This is a genomic window from Enterococcus sp. AMC1623, from assembly GCF_058216495.1.
In genome coordinates, this window is the sequence record NZ_CM177096.1 from 1,938,598 (window position 1) to 1,960,890 (window position 22,293).

20 protein-coding genes and 1 riboswitch are annotated in these 22,293 nt (G+C 36.7%); of the genes, 6 read left to right on the forward strand and 14 right to left on the reverse strand.

Annotation, left to right across the window (positions count from 1 at the left end; genetic code table 11):
- Positions 1-28: 28 nt before the first annotated feature.
- The 5 genes from AC4BC7_RS09455 to AC4BC7_RS09475 form a co-directional block, all read right to left on the reverse strand.
- Positions 29-850, reverse strand: a complete 822-nt coding sequence (locus AC4BC7_RS09455) for a carbohydrate ABC transporter permease (protein ID WP_207942485.1) — start codon at positions 848-850, stop codon at positions 29-31.
- Positions 850-1,731 (reverse strand): carbohydrate ABC transporter permease, encoded by an 882-nt coding sequence (locus tag AC4BC7_RS09460; RefSeq protein WP_490502718.1) that lies wholly within the window; start codon positions 1,729-1,731, stop codon positions 850-852. The genes AC4BC7_RS09455 and AC4BC7_RS09460 overlap by 1 nt, the downstream gene beginning before the upstream one ends.
- 55 nt (positions 1,732-1,786) lie before the next feature.
- Complete coding sequence (locus AC4BC7_RS09465; protein ID WP_490502719.1) at positions 1,787-3,169, reverse strand: extracellular solute-binding protein; 1,383 nt, start codon at positions 3,167-3,169, stop codon at positions 1,787-1,789.
- A 161-nt stretch (positions 3,170-3,330) separates the two neighbouring features.
- Positions 3,331-5,562 carry an ATP-binding cassette domain-containing protein gene (locus tag AC4BC7_RS09470; protein WP_490502720.1) on the reverse strand — a complete coding sequence of 744 codons (2,232 nt, stop codon included), beginning with the start codon at positions 5,560-5,562 and terminating at the stop codon, positions 3,331-3,333.
- 133 nt (positions 5,563-5,695) lie between these two features.
- Positions 5,696-6,673 carry a VOC family protein gene (locus AC4BC7_RS09475; protein ID WP_490502721.1) on the reverse strand — a complete coding sequence of 326 codons (978 nt, stop codon included), beginning with the start codon at positions 6,671-6,673 and terminating at the stop codon, positions 5,696-5,698.
- 32 nt (positions 6,674-6,705) lie between these two features.
- Between AC4BC7_RS09475 and AC4BC7_RS09480 the strand changes: the two genes are divergently transcribed.
- Together AC4BC7_RS09480 and AC4BC7_RS09485 are read left to right on the forward strand one after the other, a co-directional pair.
- Positions 6,706-7,287, forward strand: a complete 582-nt coding sequence (locus tag AC4BC7_RS09480; RefSeq protein WP_207942490.1) for an alpha/beta hydrolase — start codon at positions 6,706-6,708, stop codon at positions 7,285-7,287.
- 2 nt (positions 7,288-7,289) lie between these two features.
- Positions 7,290-7,829, forward strand: coding sequence for a DUF924 family protein (locus tag AC4BC7_RS09485; protein WP_207942491.1), 540 nt, complete (start codon positions 7,290-7,292; stop codon positions 7,827-7,829).
- A 114-nt stretch (positions 7,830-7,943) separates the two neighbouring features.
- Here the strand turns inward: AC4BC7_RS09485 and AC4BC7_RS09490 are convergent, their stop codons facing one another.
- Together AC4BC7_RS09490 and AC4BC7_RS09495 are read right to left on the reverse strand one after the other, a co-directional pair.
- Complete coding sequence (locus AC4BC7_RS09490; protein WP_207942492.1) at positions 7,944-8,609, reverse strand: HAD family hydrolase; 666 nt, start codon at positions 8,607-8,609, stop codon at positions 7,944-7,946.
- Positions 8,610-8,662: 53 nt separating this feature from the next.
- A complete protein-coding gene (locus tag AC4BC7_RS09495) occupies positions 8,663-9,595 on the reverse strand; it encodes a helix-turn-helix transcriptional regulator (protein ID WP_490502722.1) in 933 nt (310 codons plus the stop codon).
- Positions 9,596-9,703: 108 nt separating this feature from the next.
- Between AC4BC7_RS09495 and AC4BC7_RS09500 the strand changes: the two genes are divergently transcribed.
- The 3 genes from AC4BC7_RS09500 (at position 9,704) to AC4BC7_RS09510 (ending at position 11,662) form a co-directional block, all read left to right on the forward strand.
- Positions 9,704-10,183, forward strand: coding sequence for a GyrI-like domain-containing protein (locus AC4BC7_RS09500; protein WP_207942494.1), 480 nt, complete (start codon positions 9,704-9,706; stop codon positions 10,181-10,183).
- A gap of 85 nt (positions 10,184-10,268) precedes the next feature.
- Positions 10,269-10,832 (forward strand): helix-turn-helix domain-containing protein, encoded by a 564-nt coding sequence (locus AC4BC7_RS09505; protein WP_311055572.1) that lies wholly within the window; start codon positions 10,269-10,271, stop codon positions 10,830-10,832.
- Entirely contained in the window at positions 10,718-11,662 is a 945-nt protein-coding gene (locus AC4BC7_RS09510) for an IS3 family transposase (RefSeq protein ID WP_490504395.1), read from the forward strand. The genes AC4BC7_RS09505 and AC4BC7_RS09510 overlap by 115 nt, the downstream gene beginning before the upstream one ends.
- Positions 11,663-11,713: 51 nt before the next feature.
- On the opposite strand, the gene AC4BC7_RS09515 is transcribed toward AC4BC7_RS09510, so the two are convergent.
- The 7 genes from AC4BC7_RS09515 to AC4BC7_RS09545 form a co-directional block, all read right to left on the reverse strand.
- Entirely contained in the window at positions 11,714-13,075 is a 1,362-nt protein-coding gene (locus tag AC4BC7_RS09515) for a coiled-coil domain-containing protein (protein ID WP_243430364.1), read from the reverse strand.
- A 67-nt stretch (positions 13,076-13,142) separates the two neighbouring features.
- Positions 13,143-13,697 carry an ECF transporter S component gene (locus AC4BC7_RS09520; protein ID WP_207871515.1) on the reverse strand — a complete coding sequence of 185 codons (555 nt, stop codon included), beginning with the start codon at positions 13,695-13,697 and terminating at the stop codon, positions 13,143-13,145.
- A 15-nt stretch (positions 13,698-13,712) separates the two neighbouring features.
- Entirely contained in the window at positions 13,713-14,687 is a 975-nt protein-coding gene (locus tag AC4BC7_RS09525) for a nucleoside hydrolase (RefSeq protein WP_490502723.1), read from the reverse strand.
- Between the two features lie 18 nt (positions 14,688-14,705).
- A riboswitch (PreQ1 riboswitch) is annotated at positions 14,706-14,750 on the reverse strand.
- A gap of 89 nt (positions 14,751-14,839) precedes the next feature.
- Positions 14,840-15,307 (reverse strand): hypothetical protein, encoded by a 468-nt coding sequence (locus tag AC4BC7_RS09530; protein ID WP_490502724.1) that lies wholly within the window; start codon positions 15,305-15,307, stop codon positions 14,840-14,842.
- A gap of 189 nt (positions 15,308-15,496) precedes the next feature.
- Positions 15,497-17,044 (reverse strand): chitinase, encoded by a 1,548-nt coding sequence (locus tag AC4BC7_RS09535; RefSeq protein WP_490502725.1) that lies wholly within the window; start codon positions 17,042-17,044, stop codon positions 15,497-15,499.
- Between the two features lie 5 nt (positions 17,045-17,049).
- Positions 17,050-19,302: a glycosyltransferase family 2 protein gene (locus AC4BC7_RS09540; RefSeq protein ID WP_490502726.1), complete on the reverse strand. Its 2,253-nt coding sequence runs from the start codon at positions 19,300-19,302 to the stop codon at positions 17,050-17,052.
- A gap of 154 nt (positions 19,303-19,456) precedes the next feature.
- Positions 19,457-21,760, reverse strand: a complete 2,304-nt coding sequence (locus AC4BC7_RS09545) for a D-alanyl-D-alanine carboxypeptidase family protein (protein ID WP_490502727.1) — start codon at positions 21,758-21,760, stop codon at positions 19,457-19,459.
- Between the two features lie 158 nt (positions 21,761-21,918).
- Between AC4BC7_RS09545 and AC4BC7_RS09550 the strand changes: the two genes are divergently transcribed.
- Positions 21,919-22,251, forward strand: a complete 333-nt coding sequence (locus AC4BC7_RS09550) for an arsenic metallochaperone ArsD family protein (protein ID WP_207871520.1) — start codon at positions 21,919-21,921, stop codon at positions 22,249-22,251.
- Positions 22,252-22,293: the final 42 nt, after the last annotated feature.

Genomic DNA, 22,293 nt, shown 5'->3' on the forward strand with positions numbered 1-22,293 from the left:
CTACACCCTTTCTTTTAAGTAATAATTTCTATTTCCCTGAACCACTCGCAATACCGGCAATAAATTGTTTTTGGAAAACGATATACACAATAATAACTGGAATAATTGAAATAGAGGTGGCCGCAAATAAACCTCCATAATCTGTCCCATATTGTCCATTAAATAAACGTAATCCTACAGAAATTAATTGCTTGTTCTCATCATTAATCATTAAGAATGGCCATAAGAAATCTTCCCAACTCCACAAGAACTGAAAAATAGCTAAACTAGAAATGGTGTTTCTAGACATTGGTAAAATAATTCGATGAAAAATGAAAAAATCGGAAGCACCATCAACTCTGGCAGCTTCTAACATTTCATCAGAGATTTGTGAAATAGATTGACGAAACATAAAAATGCCAAAACCACTCACAATAGATGGAATAATTAATGATTTGTAAGTATCTAACCAACCGAAGTTAACCATCATTTCATATTTAGGAATAATGGTGACTGCCCATGGTAACATCATAGAACTTAAAACCATCCCAAATAATATATTACGACCACGAAATTTAAATTTTGCAAAGACAAAACCAACTAAAGCACTTGAATAAATAGTCAATACGGTGACTGTTAAAGAAACAACTAAGCTGTTAGCGAACATTCGCATAAAATTAAAGCGTTCCTGAATGCTTGTGTAGTTAGAAAATGTTGATGGTGTTGGAAAAAAGCTTCCCCCAATTTTCACTATTTCGCTATTTGGTGCAAAAGAAGAAATCAACATCCAAATAAACGGAACGACAGTAATTAACGCAATAATTAGTAGAATTGTATTAAAAAAAATCGTTTTTATTCGTTCTGCATTCATTAAGCAAGTCCCTCACTTTCCCCAGTTATTTTAAACATAATCACCGTCAAAATACCAATTATTACAAATAGAATAATTGCCATGGCTGAAGCAACACCAAAATTATATTTAACGAAAGCTTCATCGAAAATTAGATAAGAAATAACATACGTGGAGGTTCCTGGACCGCCTTCAGTCATTATCAAAATTTGCACATACGCTTGTAAATATGAAATTAAAGACGTAATTGTTACAAATAAGGTTGTTGGCTTCAACAAAGGCCATGTAATATTTACAAAGCGTTGCCATTTTGAAGCACCATCCATGTCTGCAGCTTCAAATACATCTTCTGGTAGCCCCATTAAACCACCTAAAAAAATAACAGTAGCATAACCAAAATCTTTCCAAATTGTCATAATAATAATTGCTGGTAGTGCCCAATGTGAATCTTTCAACCAATTAATATCTATATGGAATACTTTGTTAATCAAACCAAATTGGGGATTATATAACCACATCCATACAAAAGATACTGCTACCAATGGAGTAATTGTTGGCATATAAAACATTCCTCTAAAAAAAGTCTTAAATCTTGCTAATTTCGAATAGAGCAAGATAGCTAACCCTAAACCAATAATTATACGAAAGATTACTGAGAAAAAAGCAAAAATAAACGTGTTAGAGATTGAACTCCAAAATAATTGATTGGTTAAAACATTTTTAAAATTAGCTAACCCTACAAAGTCATATTGATCTATTAAAGGATTCCAATCATGCAGACTTCCCGCAAAAGCTTTATAAATAGGATAAATAACAAAAATACCAAAATAACCCACTAAAAATAGAATCGTAACATTTCTTAGTCTAAAAATATTCGAACTAACTCGACTTCTACTACCCATTCGTTGTTCTCCTTTATATAAAGCGCTGACAAATTAATTATCAGCGCTATCGATTTTATTTAGCTTCATCAAAGAATTGATAACTACTTTCTAACGAAGTAAAATCAGAATTCTTCATGTCACTATCCATGCGTTCTTGTCCTTCTTTGACAGCTACTTCAACTGACTTACCATTGTAAAGAATATCTTCAATTGTTTGTTTTGCAGAAGTTTCAATGGTTGATGGAAAGGCTCCTGGCCAAATTAAACGTTCTACACGTGGTGCAATCACGCTTAATACGGGGTCTTCTAAAATTCTAGGATTATCTGCTAATGATTTTTTTGTTGGGAAAGAAGCCATCGTTAAACCAGCAGTGACTGAATATTCATCGTTCGCTAAACAAAAACGGATGAAATCTTGTGCGATTGCACGCTGTTCTTCTGTTTGATTTTTATTAATCCCAGGTGTGCTTTCACCATTAAATCGATCATATGCAAATGGTACTTCTTCTGTTGGCGTTGGTGTGGCAAACACGCCATACTCAATGTCAGGATATTTAGCTTCTAATTCGCCAACCATCCAACCCCATTTGTAAACCATCGCTGTCTGGCCATTACCGAAGCTCATAGTAGAGTCGTCACCGAAGTCTTTTGACCCTACTTTATCTTTTTCATATAAATCAACAAAAAATTGAGTATTTTCAATGGTAACAGAATTATCATAGTTTGCTACTTTACCATCTTTAGAAAATAATAATTCACCTTTTTGATAATTCATTCCTTGATATAATGCATTATATGTTTCGCCATTATAGTTGAAACCAGCTTGTACAATTTTATCACCATCTGTTTTAGTTAATTTTTTGGCAATCTCTCTAAATTGCTCCCATGTTTTAGGGATATCTTTATCTGTTAATCCTGCCTCTTCCCAAAGCTTTTTGTTGTAATAAATATTTCCTGTGTTAATCACACTATCCGTATAATAAACATTACCATCAATAATATGTGGATCCACAGAATTAAAATCGGCTTGTAAATTTTCAACAGGAATGTCATACGCTTCTAAATATGGCATGATTAAATCATGCTGTGAATTATGAATATTGAAAACAGCAGGTCCATTTTTTCCTTTTAAGGAAAGTGGTAGTTTTGTCCAAAAATCATCCCATGGTTGGATAACTTCTTTGATTTCCACATTTGGATAAATTTCTTCATAAGCTTCTGCCATTTTCAATGTTGGATCGTTCTCTCCCCAAGTCCAATATTCAATAGTAATCGGCTCTCCATCATTAACAAGTTTGTTAGGATCAAATGTCACCGTATCACCTAAAACTTCCAAACCTTTATCTGCATTCTCATCTTTTGTACCACCACTTGCTTTATCACCTCCAGAAGAACATGCAGCCAAACTCGTTACCAACAACATCGAAAATAAAGCACTTAAGACTTTTTTCTTCATAAAACATCCTCCTAATTTTAGTTTAACGTTAAACTTTAGTTTTCGAAGATAGTTTAACGTTAAACTAAAAGTGTGTCAAGCGCTTTCAAAAAAAATGTTTTTTTTTACATTAACAATAAATAAAAAGCATTCAACTTCTGCTGAATGCTTTTTATGATTATCTACACATATTTTCCAGTAATCGTTGTTGATTCTCTCAACTCTTTAACAGTACCTTCAAAAAGAATTTCGCCACCATCACGGCCGCCGTCTGGGCCAAGATCAATGACCCAATCGGCATTGCGAATCACATCGACATTATGTTCAATCACAATCACTGTGTTCCCTTTTTCAACTAAGTTATTGATAATCCGGATAACGTTTTTGACATCAGACATATGCAAACCTGTTGTTGGTTCATCTAAAATATAAATATTCCCGTTTGTCTTTAATTCGTTCGCTAATTTCAAACGTTGCGCTTCTCCTCCAGATAAAGTATCCATTGGTTGCCCTAATGTTAGATAACCAATTCCTACTTCTTGCAAGTTTTTTAATTTGCGTTGAATGTCTTTCGCATCAAAGAAGACAACTGCTTCTTCAATCGTCATATCCATTACTTCAACAATATTTTTTCCTTGATAGACATGTTCTAAAACAGTAGGATTGTACCTTTTTCCATGACAGTGTGTACATTCTACTTCAGATTTATCCATAAAAGATAGATTTAATTCAATCGTTCCACTTCCGTTACATTCCGGGCAAGCACCTTTTGAATTGTAACTGAAATAACCAGCATCCATGCCACTTGCTTTCGCAAAGGATTTTCGAATGCTATTCATGATTCCAGTATATGTTGCTGGGTTTGAACGTTTATTTGTATGGATCGGTGTTTGATTAATTTGAATGGCATCTGGATAGTCTTTCGCAAATACTTGATTAACCAGGGTACTTTTACCTGAACCCGCCACACCAGTGATAGCTGTGAAAATCCCTTTTGGTACTCGCAGCTGAACATTTTTTAAATTATGCAAAGAACTAGACTGACTTTCATAATAATCATTTACCAGCCTTGGTTGTTCATTGATAGGTAGGGATTGTTTTAATGATTTTCCAGTTAAGGTATCTGATTGGAGTAATTCTTCATAGCTACCTGTAAAGGTGATTTCTCCACCGTGCGTACCGGCAAAGGGACCTACATCAACAATGTAGTCCGCAATTTGAATTACATCTGGATCATGTTCAACAACTAAAACCGTGTTACCTGCATCACGAATTTTCCGCAATAATTCATTCAAACGATAGACATCGCGAGGATGCAACCCTGTACTCGGTTCATCAAAGATATAAATCATATTCGTTAAACTACTCGCTAATTGTTTGACCATTTTGACGCGTTGTGATTCTCCACCTGATAAACTGTTGGTTTCCCGACATAAATCCATATACCCCAAACCAATATCAACTAAGTCTTGTACACGCTTTTGAATCCCAATAATAATTGGATGACGTGTTTCATTATCAATTTCTTTCAAAATCTCAATCAATTCAGTTAATTGAACGGATGTCACATCATGAATATTGTAGCCATCAATCGTTGAAGCAAGCACTTCAGAATTGTAACGTTTGCCTGCACACGATGGACAAGCTTTCATAACTGTAAATTCTTCAATTACTTTGGCGGCACGTTTACTAGTTTCCTTTTCAGTATGAATAGTGGTACGCATAAAACGCGTTACAATGCCCTCATACGTGACATTCATATCACCAGTTTCTGCCGTTGTAATTTTTTGTGCATCAGCATACATTAAGAGCTGATATTCTTCTGGTGTATACTTGTTAATTTTTTTATCAGGATCAAATAGGCCGGTTTCTGCGTGTAATTTCCAATACCATGAGCCTACTGTAAATCCTGGAAGTAAAATCGCCCCTTCATTTAAGGAACGTTCATGATCGACTGCTTTTTCAACATCTAATGCAATCGTCTTACCAATCCCCTGACAGACAGAACACATTCCACTAGGATCATTAAATGAATAAGCATTTGCATATCCTAAACTAGGTGTTGCAAAACGTGAAAATAACACACGAAATAACGCATTGATGTCAGTAATCGTCCCTAACGTTGAGCGCGCACTGCCACCAATCTTCTTTTGATTGACCACAATCGCCGTAGAAAGATTATTAATCTCATCAACCTCTGGACGACTGTATTTAGGTAAAAATAAACGGGTAAAACTATCATAGGTTTCATTCAGTTGACGACCAGCTTCTTGGGCAATAGTATCAAAAACAATCGATGATTTTCCTGAACCAGAGACGCCGGTAAAAATAGTAATTTTATTTTTGGGAATTTTGAGACTGACATTTTTTAAGTTGTTTTCTTTTGCGTGGATAATTTCAATATACTCGTTCATTTGGTACTCCCCTTTATTTTGAAATAGTTGAGAATGTTTCAATGAGACACGGTATTTTTGGCAGACGTTTAGTTTACCAAGAAAGCGGTATAAAAATCAAGAAAAAAAGAAGAAGAAACATCATTGTTTCTCCTTACTCTTCGTCATGGATTTGATTAGATAGTTGTTGCTCCACTTGTTCACGAATGAAATTTAAGTATTGCGGTAAAAATAAAGGAATTTCTTCAAAGCGTGGACTTTGATTTTCATACGCTTTTGCATCTAGGTTTCCTTCCCCTGTAGCAATTTCAATCAATAATTGATTTGGGTCACGATAATAAAGTGATTCAAAAAATTCGCGATCTTTTATTCCTGAATTTATAAAATTGCGCTCTTGTAATTGTTTGTCGATGCGTTGTAAATCAGATTTATTTTCTACGCCAAACGCAACATGATGGACACCACCAATCCCTTCAACGGCAATTGGATTCTCACGATCTTGAATAATCTGAACTTCTTGATAGAACTGAGTGTCTTGATTTTCTAAGATTGTCACTCTTTGATGACCCGAAAAGAAATTGACGTATTCTTTGTGCTGCCAGCCTAGCGACAATAATTCTCGTTCAGTCGCATCGGAATATTGTACGCGTAGTTGAATGGCATCAATTCCTAAAATAGCATGCTCGGTAGGAATCTGATCTGTGACATACGGGAAATAATCATCAATATCTTCAAATTCGCGTAAGGGAACTAAAGCCAATTGTGTTGCATCTGGCCCTTCAAAACGTAAGATAGGTCGTCCAGAAAATGATTCGATTCCATAATGGCAGACGCCTTGTGTTTCAAAATATATTTCCCAAAAATGCAATGATGCTTCAGAAGGAACTTTTAGTATTGTTCGTTCAATCGTATTGGTTCCAAAAAACTGGTTGTTCCCTTCTTGTACTTCAAAAAAAGTCAGTTCAGTTCCCACACGGTGGTGATTATCTGAAAAAAACAGGTGATACATGGTATGATCGTCTTGATTAATTGTTTTCATTAGTAATTTTAAACCGAGTATATTATGATAAAAGTCAAATGTCGGTCGAATAAAGCGATTCACAATAGAAATGTGATGAATACGTGCAGGCATAATATAATTCCTTTCTTTTTAGGAGGTTAGTCATGGATTATTTTTTTCAAGAAGGAGCTACTCAACAACAACTAGTTCTGGCCTTTCATGGAACCGGTGGTAATGAGTATCAACTATTAACGACAGTAGCAGAATTATTTCCACAAGCGAGCCTCTTAAGTTTTCTTGGTTCGGTATCAGAAGGCAGCCAACGTCGCTTTTTTGCTCCGTTAATTGACGGACAACTCAATCGACAAGAGTTTGACCAGCAAACGACACAATTTTTTCAAGAAGAACTTCTTACTTTTATTCAAAAATATCAAGAAATCATTTTAATTGGCTACTCCAATGGTGCAAATTTTATTCTTGGTTTGCTTGAACAACACGCTGATATTGCGGATACTGTTATTCTACTGCATCCGAGTCGCCTCGTCTATTCATTCAACCAATCCAGTGAAGTGAAAATTTATTTAACAGTCGGTGCACAAGACAACATTAGTCTGCCGGGTGATGGTTTAAAATTAACTGAAGAATTAAAACAATTTTTCCCAAATACAACAATGATTTTAACTGATGGCGGACACCAATTGACCGAACAAGAAGTCAATGACATTCAAAAACGATTAGGAGAATGATTATGATGAAATCTCAAGCAGTCTTACATTTTTGGTTTAACGAACTAACCCCTGAACAATGGTTTAATAGCACAGATGTCGATCAATTGATTGCGGAGCGTTTCACCAACCTACACAAACAAGCTGCTGCGGGTGAATTGGTTAGTTGGCGGGAAACTATTCACGGACGCTTAGCAGAAATCATTGTCTTAGACCAATTTTCTCGTAATCTCTTCCGTCATTCATCTCAAGCTTTCGCCACGGATGGTATGGCATTAATCTTAGCTCAAGAAGCATTAGCACATCCGGATATCAATGAACTATCCAATGTTGAACGCAGTTTCTTATATATGCCGTTTATGCACTCAGAATCGTTGATGATTCACAATAAAGCTATGATTTTATTTGACCAACCGGGATTAGAAGAAAATTTTGAATATGAAAAACAACATTATGCGATTATTAAACGATTTGGACGTTATCCACATCGTAATCAAGTACTAGGTCGTCTGTCAACAGAAGAAGAAGTGGCCTTTTTAAAAGAACCAAATTCATCATTTTAGCAACAACCCACATGCAAATTGAGGAACAACAACAATCCGAACGCTAGAAAGATTCTTATTGAAACTTTACAAGAATCTCTCTAGCGCTCGGATTTTTTCTATCGCAATGAACTTTTAAGAAAATAATTGAATCAAACGTTCATCACGAAAATCATCAATCACAAAATCAACAACACCCGTCTCTTCTAATTTTTGATGATTTCCATTGGTTGAAACGGCAATAATCTGTTTGGCTTGCGCATTGGCAGCGCCTTGTAAGCCAATCGGAGAATCTTCAAACACCACCATCTCTTGTGGATTGGCATTGATATTTTTTGCAGCTTGCACGTAATAATCAGGTGCAGGTTTGCTATTTAATGTGCCGTTATCATAGACAACTTTTTCAAAATCAAACCATCGATTCAATTGAAAATAATCAAAATAAAACGCCACATTCACACGTGGTGATGCCGTTGCGATATTCATCGAATACCCTTTTTGCTGTAATAAATCAAAAAATTCTGTCACACCATCAATTAATTGATCATGCTCTTTCTCTAAGACAATCTCTCGGTAAATCGCTTCTTTACGATTTGAAAAAGTTTCGCCCTCTTCTTTCGATAATGGGCGATTTAATAGGCGTTCCATGGTTAAATGATTGGTACGCCCGTGAATTTTAGCGAATTCTGTTTCTGAAAGTTGATAGCCTAACACTTCTTGAATAAATTGTTGCCAAGCTTCTTCATGTAATGCTGTATCGCTGAATAAGGTGCCATTAAAGTCAAAAATAATTGCTTTCATTCCCTCTGCTCACTTTCTTTTTCTTTTATCTTAACGTACTTAATAAACTTTTCCTAGTCTATTTCCACTAAACAACGTTGCTTTAAAGCGTTCATAAAGGCAGAAGGTGCTTCTTGAATCGCTATCTCTGTTCCTAAAAACAAAAACCAGTTCACCATTTCTAGCAATTCTTCGGGATTCTTTTCATCTACAAACGTTCGTAATATCGCTCGCATCTGATACGGATCTGTGTATGCCAAGGTTAATTTAAATGGATGATATTTCTTGAATTGCGCAATTGCTTTAGGCCCTAGCGTCGCAATCAAATTCATCGATTCATGTATCGGTTTTCTTTGATGCCAGCGTTGGTTTCCTGTATAGAGTACAACATCTAGCAATTGTCCCACTGCAACTATTTGTTTAGTAGCAGACGACAATTCAATCCCTTCGATAAACCAATTGCCTTTTTCATGATACAAATGCAGCACATACACATCAAACTGTTTTTCTTTAGAAAGTAATGTGATATGACGATCTAGCAACAACAATTGAATAACTTTTTCTAAAAGAGGATGCGGTAAATCAGCTAAGTCTAATAAATCAGGATTATAAGGGTTTGTTCCTTCAAATAATAATAGTTGATTTAAAAGTACCAAATCATCTTGTTGATTTTCTGACAAGAGGGAAAGTAATTTTTCAGCCAATGATTGCCGACTTTTTAAATAAGGTAATTGCTGATTGCGTGTTGCCATAAATGCGACAAAGAGTGCTTTAACTTCGGCATCTAAAAAATGAATCGGCGGTAAAAAAGAGTTGTGCATGACGGAATATCCTCCATCACGTCCGACTTCTGCTATCAACGGTACGCCCATTGTTTCAATTTCTCGAATGTCACGAATAGCCGTGGATCGAGAAATATTGAATTCTTGCATAATTTCTGTAATGGTAAAATGTGCACGATTATTAATGTAACGAATCATCGTGTGAATTCTTTCTGTTTTTTTCATCGTTCGCTCCTAAACAGTGTCATTTTTTGACACGATTTGACTTTATTATAAATGTATCAAATGAGAAATGACAGCATTTGAAACAATCAAAAGAAAGCAGGGATTACAATGTCAGTTTACACATTAGTAGAAAAAGACGCATTTACAGTTTTAGGTTTTGGAACAGAATTAACCAGTGATTACACTGATTATATGGGAATCGCTCAAGAGAAAGCCGCTTTTTGGGAAAAGATTACGACAGATGGCACGTTGGATAAATTAAAAGTATTAGCCGATAATGAGTTTGTCTTCGCTGTCAATGAAGCCTACGATAATAAAATGATGTATTATGTAGGTGTTTTAACGAACGAAACGTTACCCGATGCGACACGCGTCATCCAATTTCCAAAAGGTACGTATGTCATTGTTAAAGCAGAAGCCGCAACTTCTGAAGAATTAAAAGATACCTTAACAGGTCTTGCTTTTGGACAAGCTTTAGTTGAAGAACAAAACTATGAATACATTGGCGGACCAAATGCTGCCGTTGAAATGGGTACACACGATAATCACGTTTTTGGTGAAATGTGGATTCCTGTAGTTGAAAAATAACAAAAAAAAGAGAAACAGTAGAAGTCAGACTGGGTACCGACCCCCGAAAGTTAGAGTAATAAATCTAACTTTCGGGGGTATTTTTATGGCTAAATATAGTGAAGAATTTAAAATAAAGCTTGTTACGGAGTATTTGGATGGAAATATTGGTTATAAATTATTGGCGAAGAAATACAATATGCCTTCTGCAACACCATTACAAAATTGGGTAAGAGCTTATAAAACACAAGGGATGGAGGGATTAAAACGAAGAAAAAGGAAGGAAGTATATCCTGTTCAATTTAAATTAAATACGATACAATTTATGTTAGACACAGGTGCTTCTTATCAGGAAACGACTGAACAATTCGGATTAAATAATCCTTCATTAATTTATCGTTGGATGAAAGATTTTAATTCTCAAGGGATAGAAGGCTTGAAACCAAAATCAAAGGAGCGACCTTCTATGACTAAGAAACTAAATAAACAAACGAAAAAGGAAGAAAACAAGTTCACACGTGAAACGGAGTTAGAACGAGAGAATGAACTACTGAGATTAGAAATTGCCTATTTAAAAAAGCTGAGAGCTTTTCGGGAAAATCCGAATGTCTTACTCGAAAAGCGCAAGCAAAATGGGCATTCGAACTTAAAGAAGAAGGGTTCCGATTAAAGGATATTATCCTAGTTGTGGGAATTCCCGAAGCAACCTATCACTATCATGTCAAGAACTTCGGAAAAGAAGATCTGGATATCGAACTAAAAGAACGCATTACTCACCTATTTAAGGCGTTTTATGAACGTTATGGATATAAACGGATTACAGACGAGTTAAAGAAATTAGGATACTGTATTAATCATAAAAAGGTGTATCGCATTATGCGAGAGCTAGGATTAAAGTGTGTAAAATTCATGCGAAAATCCCGTAAATACAATTCATATAAAGGAACTACTGGAAAAATAGTGAAGAATCGATTGTCACGTCGGTTTAGTACACCTATCCCATTTCAGAAACTAGTAACTGACATTACGGAATTCAAATGTCTAGGGGAAGAAAAGTTGTATTTAAACCCTATTCTTGACCTATATAATGGAGAAGTGATTGCGTTTGGAATTAAGAAACGCCCAACATTAGATTTAGTCATGGAGCCACTAAATGAAACAATAGAGATAATAAAGAATCACGCAACCTACCGTACAACTATCCATTCGGATCAAGGTTGGCATTACCAACATAATAAATGGGTAAAAACATTAAATAAAAACAATGTATTCCAGAGTATGTCACGTAAAGCAACGTGTGCAGACAATGCTTCGATGGAGAATTTCTTTGGCATATTAAAACAAGAAATGTATTATGGAGAGAAACTAGTCAGTTATGAAGAATTAAAACGACGAATTAAAGAATACATCTACTGGTATAACCACGTACGATCAAAAGTAAAATTGGCTGGACTGAGTCCGGTCGAATACCGAATTCAATCCAGCCAATCAGCTGCATAATAAAAACTCTAACTTTTAGGGGTCGCCACCCTCGTACACGTCTCTTTTTTGTTATTTATAGCGTTGAATGACTGTCGCAATCGCTTGTTGTGTTTTGGTGAATTGGTTTGTTGTTGGATAAGTTGCTAATTGAGAGGCAAGATCTGAGAAAGTTAGGCTTATTTCCTCAAAATCTAGCAAGTCTGCTGTAAAACGGTCAACCATTTCATTTTTAGCTTGTTCCATGTCTAATAACGTCGTCGCTAATTGCTCGCCTTCTGCATTTTTGTCACTCCCAGTATTCAACCAATTCGTATATAGTTCTTGAGCAGCTTGATAATCGTTCTGCGCTTGTTCTAATTGTATCGACAACTCAGCTTGTTGCGTTTGTTTTTGATTTAGTGCTTCATTGGCAGCTGCTATCGTTTGATTCGTTTGGGGCGTTGCCGTCACCTCCATTGTACTGAATAGCTTCTCGGTATCTGCTAAAGTCATTGAAAAGTCTTCCACTGCTTGTGTCCATTCAATCACTGTTTGCTGTTGCAAATTGTCCTCTAAGATTTGTAGGATTTGTGTTTGTTCTAAAGCCGCTTTTTGTAAAGCATCTCGTTGAATTGCTTGATTTCTTGCCTCAGCTGTATGAGTTGAATCTGTCTCCTCTACTTTAGCTGCGCTATATTCCGCTTCTAAAATCGCTATTTCTGTTTCTAAACGTTGACGTTTCACATCAATTTCGGCGATGGTTTGTTGCGCGTTTGCTTGCTCTTTTAAATCTTCGCTCGTTTCTTGTGTTTGTGCGACAGCTAGTTCTGAATCTAAAGCCGTTAGCTCCGCTTGTTTATCTGCTAAAGCTGTTTCAAGTTCTTGTTTTTTTGCAGTTGATACAGCAGGTGCTCGTTCTACATTTTGATTCTCCCCAGCCTCTAAGTCTGCTCTTGCTTGAGCCACTTGTTCACGCTGTTTGGCAATTTTTTCTTTAATTGCTGGTGTCTGTGGTTCATCCGTTGTTTGATTGGCTATCGTTTTTTCAGGATTCATTTTTTCATTATCCGTTATGATTTTTTCACCTACTACCTGATTTTGCTCGTCTTTAACAATGACATAATTGCCATCCCACGTAATAACTGTACCAACTGGCAACGTATATTGTTCGCCATCTTGGTAACCATTCGCAGATAACAACTGCATCGGATTTTTAATATTTAACGCCATGCCGATATTCCACACAGTATCCCCTTCTATCATTGTTAACGAGTGGGTTGAATCGATACGACTAACAATTTCTTCAACCGAATTTACTTGCCAACTATCGGCTGATACTACCGGCTGAAAAAAGCCCAGCATACTTCCAACTAATCCCCCATAAATACACCAATATTTTGGGCATTTCGTCATTTTCACTAAATCAGTAGACGAATTACTTAATTTTTTCATTGCTTCTCCTCCCAACATCTCCATTAGTTTAGCATATTTCCCCCACAAAAAAAGCACTAGAAAAATTCTAGTACTCTTTCATAAACCGATGCGTGATACGAGTTGTCACCATCAACACCAAAACAATGGACACCAATCGATCAAGGTAATCTGTAATCACTTGAACAAGGAAGACACTGGAAACTTGTGATAAGCCAATCCCACGTAATAATTGAACAATCACGCTCGAACCAGAAGACGTGATACCTCCAAATAAAACAACCGTGATAATCGTTGCTATAATTGTTCCAGGTAATGAAATCCATAACGTTTTTATCACTAATTGTTTTCCTTCTAAGCGATTTTTTAAGAAATAACCTGCACAAAACCCAGTAACAATTTGGACAGGTCCATAATATAAAGCAAATAAATCAGTAGTCAAACCGCTAAGTAAAGCATTTAATAAGCCTGCTAATACACCATAAACAGGACCTAATAATACAGCAGCGAAAATTGTTCCAATCGTATCCAAATAAATAGGCAGACGCAAGAACAAGGCAATGGTGCCCCCTACATAATTCAATGCTAAAGCTAACGCAACAATGGTAATGGTTCTAGTAGTGATGGTTTTTGTTTGATTCATGATACATAGTCATCCTCACATTAAGTTTTTTAGATCCGTTTGAATCAGTTCTTCTTGTGCATGAAGAATGACGGTCAAAAACTTCCCAAAGAAAGAATACGTATCCACTTCAGTTAAAATTTTACTGTTCGCAGGTTTCTGCCAAAAATCATAGCGATCAACTAAGGTTTGTCCCATGCTAATACTCGTTGTTTCAACAGCAGTAAAACTTTCGAAACCCGTGCAAATCGTGGGGTCAATAAAATAAGCGACCGCAAGCGGATCATTAATAACACAGCCCAAGATATGCTCTTGCTGCCAATGAAAGTCCACATAAAAGCGGGTGATTGCTTGAATAAATTGACCAATTTCTGGATTCATCCGTTGACAGTATTCAATTAATGTCGGTGTAAAAACAATTTCACGCGTTACATCTAAACCAACCATTTCGATTGTTTGATTTAGCTGTTGAAAGACGTACGCTGCAGCATCTGGATCACACCAGTAATTGTATTCTGCTACTGGTGAACAGTTCCCATGACTTTTATACGTTCCACCCATTGAAACAAAGCGTTGCATATGTTCTCCAAGCTGTGGATTTTTCTGCAAAGCTTGCGCAATATTTGTCAACGGACCCAAGGCGATGACGGAAATAGCTGTTGGTTGAGCAAAAGTGGTCGCTAGATACGTTGCTGCATCTTGTGCTTCTATTGTTTTCTTGGATGTTCGAGGGAAATATGTTTCGCCTAAACCATCCATTCCATGTGTATCTTGCGCACTGATAAATTCTCGCATCAAAGGTGTTGCTGCACCTTGATACACAGGAATATCTAGTCTATGACAACGTTCCAAACAGCGAAAGGTATTTTCAACTCCTAACTCAACAGGAACATTGCCACAAACAACAGTGATTCCAACTACTTCTAGCTCTGGTGCTTGAACAGCCAGCATTAGCGCCAACATATCATCAATACCAGGGTCACAATCAATAATTACTTTTTGTCGTTGCATTTCCAACCTCCTTTCAAGAGGTATATAGTTTTTTATAACTGGGAGGTTTCGAACCAGTCCGAGAAAAATTTCTCGATTTCATGCACGTGTCTCATCATACCGTAAATTATTTTGAATGAAAAGAGCTGAATGAAAAAAGCACTAGAAAAATTCTAGCGCTTCACGGCTTTAAATAGCGATGTTAAAATTAAACCAATCACACCAACGAATAAAGAATACGCAGGCATCCCAAACATATTGTTTTGATTATCCAGAAGTAAGCGGACAAAATTAGTCGTGTAATCATCTGACGCAGCGGAAACAACTTTTCCAGTATAACTGTTCAGATACGTAAACAAGCCCAATTGAACGACAGAAAAAACAAAAGCGATAATCTGACTTTTTTTGGAAGATAAGACATGTAAAACTAAAATGATGATAGGCACTCCGATTAGTGCGTACTTCGCAAAATCGAAAAGCTGGAAATTATTGCGATAATTCATTAACAATTCTGGACTATATGCCGCCCAACGTTTAATGACACTTTCCATTTGATTAAACAGCGTAATCAAATTATAATTCGAAAATTTAACAAATCCTTCTCCTAAAACGCCGTATAAACTAGCCATAACTGAAGACAAAGAGACGACTGTTGATGGTGGCATTTTTTTTAATTGACGGATAAGTTTACGTGTTATTTTTTTAACACGACTTTTTAATGTTTTTCTTCTTTTTCCGATACTAACCCCTCTTTTGCATTTTATTCCGTTAACAGTATACCACAAGAGGGGAGCATACGTTTGCCTTTTTTCTGAAAATTATCTGAAAAATTATTCTGCTTGTATCATCTGCTTAATCTCTTTTTGAGACAGGGCTTTCCATGGCGATGTTTCAAAATTGATTAACGCTTTTTCGGGATTTTCATTTTTATTCCACCATTTTGCTTCATACCCAATGCCGTCAAACATGACTCGTTTTCCAGCAGTATACACTGTGTCTTCTAACCAGTTCGGATACGTCCCTTCAGGTAATTTTAATTGAGGTAACGGCTTTTCACCAGGCAAAACTGGACCGATAAGTTGCCAAGGCGTTTCTTCGGCACGTAAAATCGGACTGTCGGGTGCATCGCCTTTCGTCCACCATTTTGCTTCATAGACATGATGATGCCAAACGACTTTCGTTTGCGCTAAATAAACGCCTTCTTCTGACCAAATCGGATACGGACTAGTCGCAGGATCATCGGGTTTTTGTAACTCTTCTTTTGTTAAATTAGAAACTGTTGTAAGTTGCGCATTTTCTGCAACTTTGCCGTTTAAATTTTTCTTTAATCGCTTGGCAAAATCTTGGCCTTCTTGGGTAACGCCGCTATAACTATCAGATACCAACATTGCTGGTACATAATCTGGATTGGATTTACGGTCACGATTAGCCGACCACATCGACATTCGTCCTAATTTCACTTTTTGGGCGAACTGATTTAATTCTGTCGCATCTTTTAAGGTGAAGCGTTCAGTAGCAACATCATTTTGTCCAATCATGGGCGTTGCACCTATTTTTGCCCATAATACAGCGTCACTTAGATAAATTCCAGCTTTGTTATACATAATTTTTAATTGCCGATGGGTTTCCTTCAATGCCTGTATCGCATTCTCAGCTAAAGATAATTTCGGTTGACGGCTACCACCATAGTTCATCGTCATAATATTCACTCCTGCTAAATCAACCTTGTTGGTTAAAAATTCAGCAACTGTATCCGTTCCATCTTTTGTTAAGCCATTCGGATCAGCCGGCAGTGTCAACCACACAGCCAACGGTTTGCCAGCTTTTTTTCGAGTTGCTTGTAACTTAGCAATTGCTTGTGCCCGTAACTGATTGACTGTTCGATTGGTGAGACCATCATTTTCCAAGTCCAAATCAATCGTCGTTAAGTCATAACGATCGATGACTTCTTGATACGCTGCGACAAGCGAATCAACATCCGTATAGCGCAACGCCAATTCATCATTCAATAGTCCGCCAAAGGAAACAATCACATCATACCCTTTTTGTCTTAGTCGTGCGATACGTCGATCAAGATCTAGATTCTGACTCGCTTCCTCTAATGAATAAAAATTCCCCCAACTAGGTGAACCATCCTTTTCTGATGCTACAACAAATGATAAAACAACGTTATCCTCCAATTGCTCAAAATTAAACTGGGGTGTTGCAGTCACATCGACATATGAAGCAAACCACGGTTGATGATCCGATTTTTGAAATTGAGCAAACAGTTCTGTACGATTTAAATAAGCACCTGACCCAATCAAAAGTACCACCACCATGAATAGTAGACGTAAAATGGACAAGCGACGAGTAGGCGTAACCTGTTTGTTCTTCATATCACTCATTCCTCTCTCTTCTTGGCTAGTGGTTGTTTCGAATATTGCAACTCGACGTTTAAAGGGACTTTATTTTTATCATCCCCATAATACAAGACTGCTTGCCAATTCAAGTCATTCACCGGATTTTGTAAGGTGGTATGTTTTGGTTTCACTTCGACAAAGAACCAATCAATAAAATTATGGAAGATGTCCACACACATATTCCAAATACCAATATACGACACAAATGCCCAAGTAGCTGTTATTGCATTGAAACCAGCAAAAAGGGCATTTCCCCAATTTCCTACTAGCAACGAACGATAGCACATAAAACTGGAAAAAAGAATAATGACTACCGGCATAAGTAAATAAATGGTTGGTGAAGCCGTGCGATTATTTACTTTAGGTGTCCGTGCAAAAGGAATTTTCTCTCCAGTTAACGCTTGTTGGATTGATTTAAGCACACCCGCTAAATTAACTGCTAAGAGAATTAAATTAAACCCATAGATTCTAAAAATATCTGTTCGTTTATAACGTGAATAGTTCAAATCTCCCGCCATTGCCATAAAATAAGGTAATGCTGAACATAAGATATAGACACTTAAAAGATTTTCAGCAAAGGGATACGCTAATAGAAAAATCAAACTAAAACTAGCCCAAGAAATGGACGCCATGTAATTAAGACGCATGCAAAATTCCATCCATTTGATTGGATGGCCCGCCTTTTTTCGTTGTTTCATTGTTCCAAATAATTTTGGAAGAATCAATAATCCACCATTTGCCCAACGCCGTCTTTGAATGATTAAGGAACCAAAATCTGGCGGAGTCGCACTGTAGCTCAAACGTTCTGGATAATTTACTAATTGCCAGCCGTGTTTTTCTAAATCTACGCTAGATTCGGTATCTTCAATTACAGTTCGGTCTTGAATAAAACGTCTAATTTTAAAGCCATTCACATAAGATATTTCGGCAATATCTTCCAAAGCTTTTTTACGAATGACCGCATTAGCTCCTACCCAAAATGTTGCGCCGTAATAGGTGGTTCCTTGATGAAGAATATGCTGAAGGTCGGTGGTAGCACCTGCAATTCGTTCGATCCTAGTAGGCGTCCCTCGAAAAGATGAATAGGGCGTTTGCGTAACCGCAACTTTTTTATTTTCAGCTTGATTCAATAAATAAACCAAACGCAAACAATACTCTCTTAATAAAATAGAATCGGCATCAAGCGTTAACAAAAATTCACTATCTGGAATCACCACATCTGGTGTTTCTTCTGTTCGTGTCAAAATGTCACCCGCTGGCGTACGCTCAATTTGATAACTGCCACCCATTAAATCAATATACGCATTTAAATTCATCGCTTTATTCGCTTCATGGGATAATGAACTATATTTTTTTCTTTGAAAATAATCAAGTTCTACTTTGAATAGCCACACCAAGCGACAGTACAGTTGATGTGCACGAGTATAGTCAATTGATGACTGTTGATTCGCAGCAGTCAGTAACGCTTTTGCCACTAAATATAATTCATTCGCTAAATCATGTAAGACTTGCTCAATGAAAAATTGATCGACGTGGTCTTCATTTATTTCTTGTTGCGCCATCTCACTTAACCAGTCACCCGCACGTGTATACTCTCTAGCAATTGCTCGTAAACGATCACCCGCAATTTTTTTAGTAACTTGTCCACGCTCAAACACTTTTAGAACTTGTTCAAAATGGTCGCGTGGTTCTTGTAAAAGCGTAGTAATTTCGTGAATCAATCGTTTCGTTGCTTCTAATTTTTCAAAGGCTTGTGGATTATTTGGCACCGGATTATCATCAATTAAAAGAACCACCCGCATTTGCGGATATTCTTGTAACGCAGCGGATAATAACGTCTTACGAATAACAGCGACTTCTTCATCATAAGACGGAACTAACACCGTAATCGTCGGTTGTTTTTGTGTAAAAAATTGATCGATTTTTTCTCGGGGGACTCGAGTGTGTTGATTAAATCGTTTAAATGCCCCTTCTCTAGAAAATAAATAGATTAAGGCGGAAAAATTTAAGAGTGTCACAATCAAAATATAAAGAGCTGCTTCTACAACTGTTTGAAATTCATGTGTTGTATTCGTAAATTGCTTAAAAATAGTGGAAGAGACATACAGTACCCAAAAACCAATCGAGGTGACAATATAGAGTCGATTGAGGGTTAACTTAGAAACTGAAACGTGGTCATGCAACACGGATAATGGTTTGGTGCTTTTTTCGGTTCCAAACTCTTTTTTCTTCATTTCTTCACAACCTTTTTATTTAATAATTGTTTCGATTATAGAAATTATATACTTCTATTTTATAAACTTCAATAAAAACGTTTACATTTTAGAAACTAAATGATTTTTGTGCGCAAAAAAGCGACAATGATTCATCTTCACTGTCGCTTTTTATTTAGTATCCTCCACCAGGAATTCCTAAATATTCTTCTAATGTTTTGTTTGAGCGATAAATCGCACTTGCTTGACTCCCGATATAACGCACATGCCATGGCTCATATTGATACCCAGTAATGGCTTCTTTTCCTGCTTTATAACGAATGATAAAACCATACTGATGTGCATTCGCCGCTAACCAATTAGCTTCGCGACTTTTTTCCAATAATGAGCCATTGTTATGAATTAAATCGAAAGCTAGACCTGTTTGATGTTCAGAATAGCCGGGTCGTGCAGAAAAACGATCTGCTGCGGCTTGCCCGTAGGCTCTTACATAATTTTGATATAACACACTTTGATAACTATATGAACGAAAACCACTGTAACTATTACTCACATCCATATTCAATTGTTGCATCGCTCGTAATAATTGACGGAATTTACCACCTGCTGTTGAATTTTCGCCTGGATTATAATTAGCTGGCAAAGAATGCTTTTTATTCGCAATTAGAATACCATCGACATAGGTAATCCCTTGCCTAGTCTCAACTGTTCTTGTTCCAGTTGCGTTGATATAACCTTGCCAATTATTTTTCGAATCATACAAGGAATAATAGGTTGAACCATTCCTATGTTGATAATAGACTTTCACGTGATAAATTTTCCCGCTTAATTGACGTGCTGTCGTTTTTCGCTGCCAATCAAAATTTTGCCACACCTCATAGTTTGAGCTAGGGATAGTTACTCGTTTTGATGTGGAAATAGCGTCGCCTTGTGGACTACTTTTTTTCGTATTATTTTCGTTCACGTACCCCATCCAAGTTCCTTGATTGTTATATAAAGTTAAATAACGACTGCCGTTGTAATGGTAATAATAGCCACGTGCTTGATACGTGTGATTTTTTTTCGCAGCGTTAGTCGTTCGCTTCTGCCATGAAAAATTTTGCCACATGTATTGATCATTCGTCACTGTTACCTGTTTACTATCTGCTTGATAAATTCCTTGTGGGCCATTCGCTACAGCTACGTTATTTTCATTCGTATAACCTGCCCAATTGCCATTGTTATCGTATAGCGTTAAATAACGACTCCCATTAAAATGCTGATAATACCCGCGGGCTTGATAGGTGCGATTTTTTTTCGCAGCGTTGGTCGTTCGTTTCTCCCATGAAAAATTTTGCCACATGTATTGATCGTTTTTTACCGTTACATAGTTATTATTCGCCAGATAAATCCCTTGCTGACCATCTGCTACGGCTACGTTATTTTCATTGGTATAACCTGCCCAATTGCCATTGTTATCGTATAGCGTTAAATAACGACTCCCATTAAAATGCTGGTAATACCCGCGTGCTTGGTAAGTGCGATTTTTTTTCGCAGCGTTGGTCGTTCGTTTCTCCCATGAAAAATTTTGCCACATGTATTGATCGTTTTTTACCGTTACATAGTTATTATTCGCCAGATAAATCCCTTGCTGACCGTCTGCTACGGCTACATTATTTTCATTGGTATAACCTACCCAATTGCCATGATTATCGTATAAGGTTAAATAACGACTCCCATTAAAATGCTGATAATACCCGCGGGCTTGATAGGTGCGATTTTTTTTCGCAGCGTTGGTCGTTCGTTTCTCCCATGAAAAATTTTGCCACATGTATTGATCATTTTTTACCGTTACATATTTTCCATAACTATGGTGTTTCCCATTACCTTCTTTTGTCAGTTCTAAAACTTTTGCTTCAACATATCCTAATGACCGATCTTTAGTAGCAATCTTATAATACGTCAGATTATTTTTCGTTAGCTTGTTTTCGACTTTTACAGTTTGATTGATTAGAGTCGCTGTCGTGCCCAACTCTTTCTTCAACGTATCATCCCAGATTTTAGCTGTTGACAAAATGGTGGCGTAAGGTAAAGATATCGCTTGTTGAAACAATTGAATTTGCGGTTCTTCTGTGGTTTCTTCTGTTTCTTGAGAGGTTTCTGTAGAAGATTCACTTGTCGTTGTTTCGGTTGTCTTTGTTTCACTCATTGTTGAAGAATTTGTCTCGCTAGAAAGTTGTTCACTAACCGAAGTACTAGATTCTTCAGTGGTTGTTTCGGTATTTTCTAAACTATCTGTTATTTCTACTAAAGATTCTGTTGTTTCAAAACTTTGACTTTCACTAGTCACAGATGTTTGACTTTCTGAAATGTCAGAAATTGATTCAGAGCTTATATCACTGTCTGTCGTAGAAGTTACTGTTTCTTCTGCAAATAAGTTTACTGGAAAACTTCCCATAATTATTGTAGCAATCAACAATTTACCTAATTTGATATTCATATTCCTCCTCCTAAAAAAACGATTATATTTCTATTTATAGTATAGCAAATTCCCTGCAATGACGCATGGAGGCGATGAACTTTTCCTTATCTAGCTCTTTTGCATACTAAATGATATGGTAGGATTAAATTGTAGCAATATGAATGGAGAGGATAATAATGGATATTGACTATTATGTATTAGACAAAAATAAACCAGAATCAGAAGAAATCCTGTTAGGGATAGAAGTATTAGCAGCGTTAAACAAAAACAAACATTCTCACAAAGATTGCAATAATTACTATCTACACTCTTTGAACGATTCCTCCGCAGAATTTAAAAAGAATTACGCTGTGTGGAAGTTGCTAGAGGAACATGGTACACATATATTACCTATTGCTTGTGTTAATAAAAAAATAGTCAAAACAAACAGTTTATTGGATGTTTTTGAGTTGAGTGAATTAACAGGGTTTGGGATTTCTTTCCAATACAAACCAGATGATCTGATGTAGACAGGGACTACTAAAAAGGCGAGATGACTAAAATCGGTCATC

What these genes read in the sequence shown, in the direction of transcription:
- AC4BC7_RS09490 (WP_207942492.1), bottom strand. Translation starts at nt 8,609, where the DNA reads ATGAAAGCAATTATTTTTGACTTTAATGGCACCTTATTCAGCGATACA.
- AC4BC7_RS09545 (WP_490502727.1), bottom strand. Translation starts at nt 21,760, where the DNA reads ATGAATATCAAATTAGGTAAATTGTTGATTGCTACAATAATTATGGGA.
- AC4BC7_RS09520 (WP_207871515.1), bottom strand. Translation starts at nt 13,697, where the DNA reads ATGAATCAAACAAAAACCATCACTACTAGAACCATTACCATTGTTGCG.
- AC4BC7_RS09540 (WP_490502726.1), bottom strand. Translation starts at nt 19,302, where the DNA reads ATGAAGAAAAAAGAGTTTGGAACCGAAAAAAGCACCAAACCATTATCC.
- AC4BC7_RS09515 (WP_243430364.1), bottom strand. Translation starts at nt 13,075, where the DNA reads ATGAAAAAATTAAGTAATTCGTCTACTGATTTAGTGAAAATGACGAAA.
- AC4BC7_RS09470 (WP_490502720.1), bottom strand. Translation starts at nt 5,562, where the DNA reads ATGAACGAGTATATTGAAATTATCCACGCAAAAGAAAACAACTTAAAA.
- AC4BC7_RS09550 (WP_207871520.1), top strand. Translation starts at nt 21,919, where the DNA reads ATGGATATTGACTATTATGTATTAGACAAAAATAAACCAGAATCAGAA.
- AC4BC7_RS09465 (WP_490502719.1), bottom strand. Translation starts at nt 3,169, where the DNA reads ATGAAGAAAAAAGTCTTAAGTGCTTTATTTTCGATGTTGTTGGTAACG.
- AC4BC7_RS09480 (WP_207942490.1), top strand. Translation starts at nt 6,706, where the DNA reads ATGGATTATTTTTTTCAAGAAGGAGCTACTCAACAACAACTAGTTCTG.
- AC4BC7_RS09485 (WP_207942491.1), top strand. Translation starts at nt 7,290, where the DNA reads ATGATGAAATCTCAAGCAGTCTTACATTTTTGGTTTAACGAACTAACC.
- AC4BC7_RS09500 (WP_207942494.1), top strand. Translation starts at nt 9,704, where the DNA reads ATGTCAGTTTACACATTAGTAGAAAAAGACGCATTTACAGTTTTAGGT.
- AC4BC7_RS09460 (WP_490502718.1), bottom strand. Translation starts at nt 1,731, where the DNA reads ATGGGTAGTAGAAGTCGAGTTAGTTCGAATATTTTTAGACTAAGAAAT.
- AC4BC7_RS09495 (WP_490502722.1), bottom strand. Translation starts at nt 9,595, where the DNA reads ATGAAAAAAACAGAAAGAATTCACACGATGATTCGTTACATTAATAAT.
- AC4BC7_RS09535 (WP_490502725.1), bottom strand. Translation starts at nt 17,044, where the DNA reads ATGAAGAACAAACAGGTTACGCCTACTCGTCGCTTGTCCATTTTACGT.
- AC4BC7_RS09525 (WP_490502723.1), bottom strand. Translation starts at nt 14,687, where the DNA reads ATGCAACGACAAAAAGTAATTATTGATTGTGACCCTGGTATTGATGAT.
- AC4BC7_RS09455 (WP_207942485.1), bottom strand. Translation starts at nt 850, where the DNA reads ATGAATGCAGAACGAATAAAAACGATTTTTTTTAATACAATTCTACTA.
- AC4BC7_RS09475 (WP_490502721.1), bottom strand. Translation starts at nt 6,673, where the DNA reads ATGCCTGCACGTATTCATCACATTTCTATTGTGAATCGCTTTATTCGA.
- AC4BC7_RS09505 (WP_311055572.1), top strand. Translation starts at nt 10,269, where the DNA reads ATGGCTAAATATAGTGAAGAATTTAAAATAAAGCTTGTTACGGAGTAT.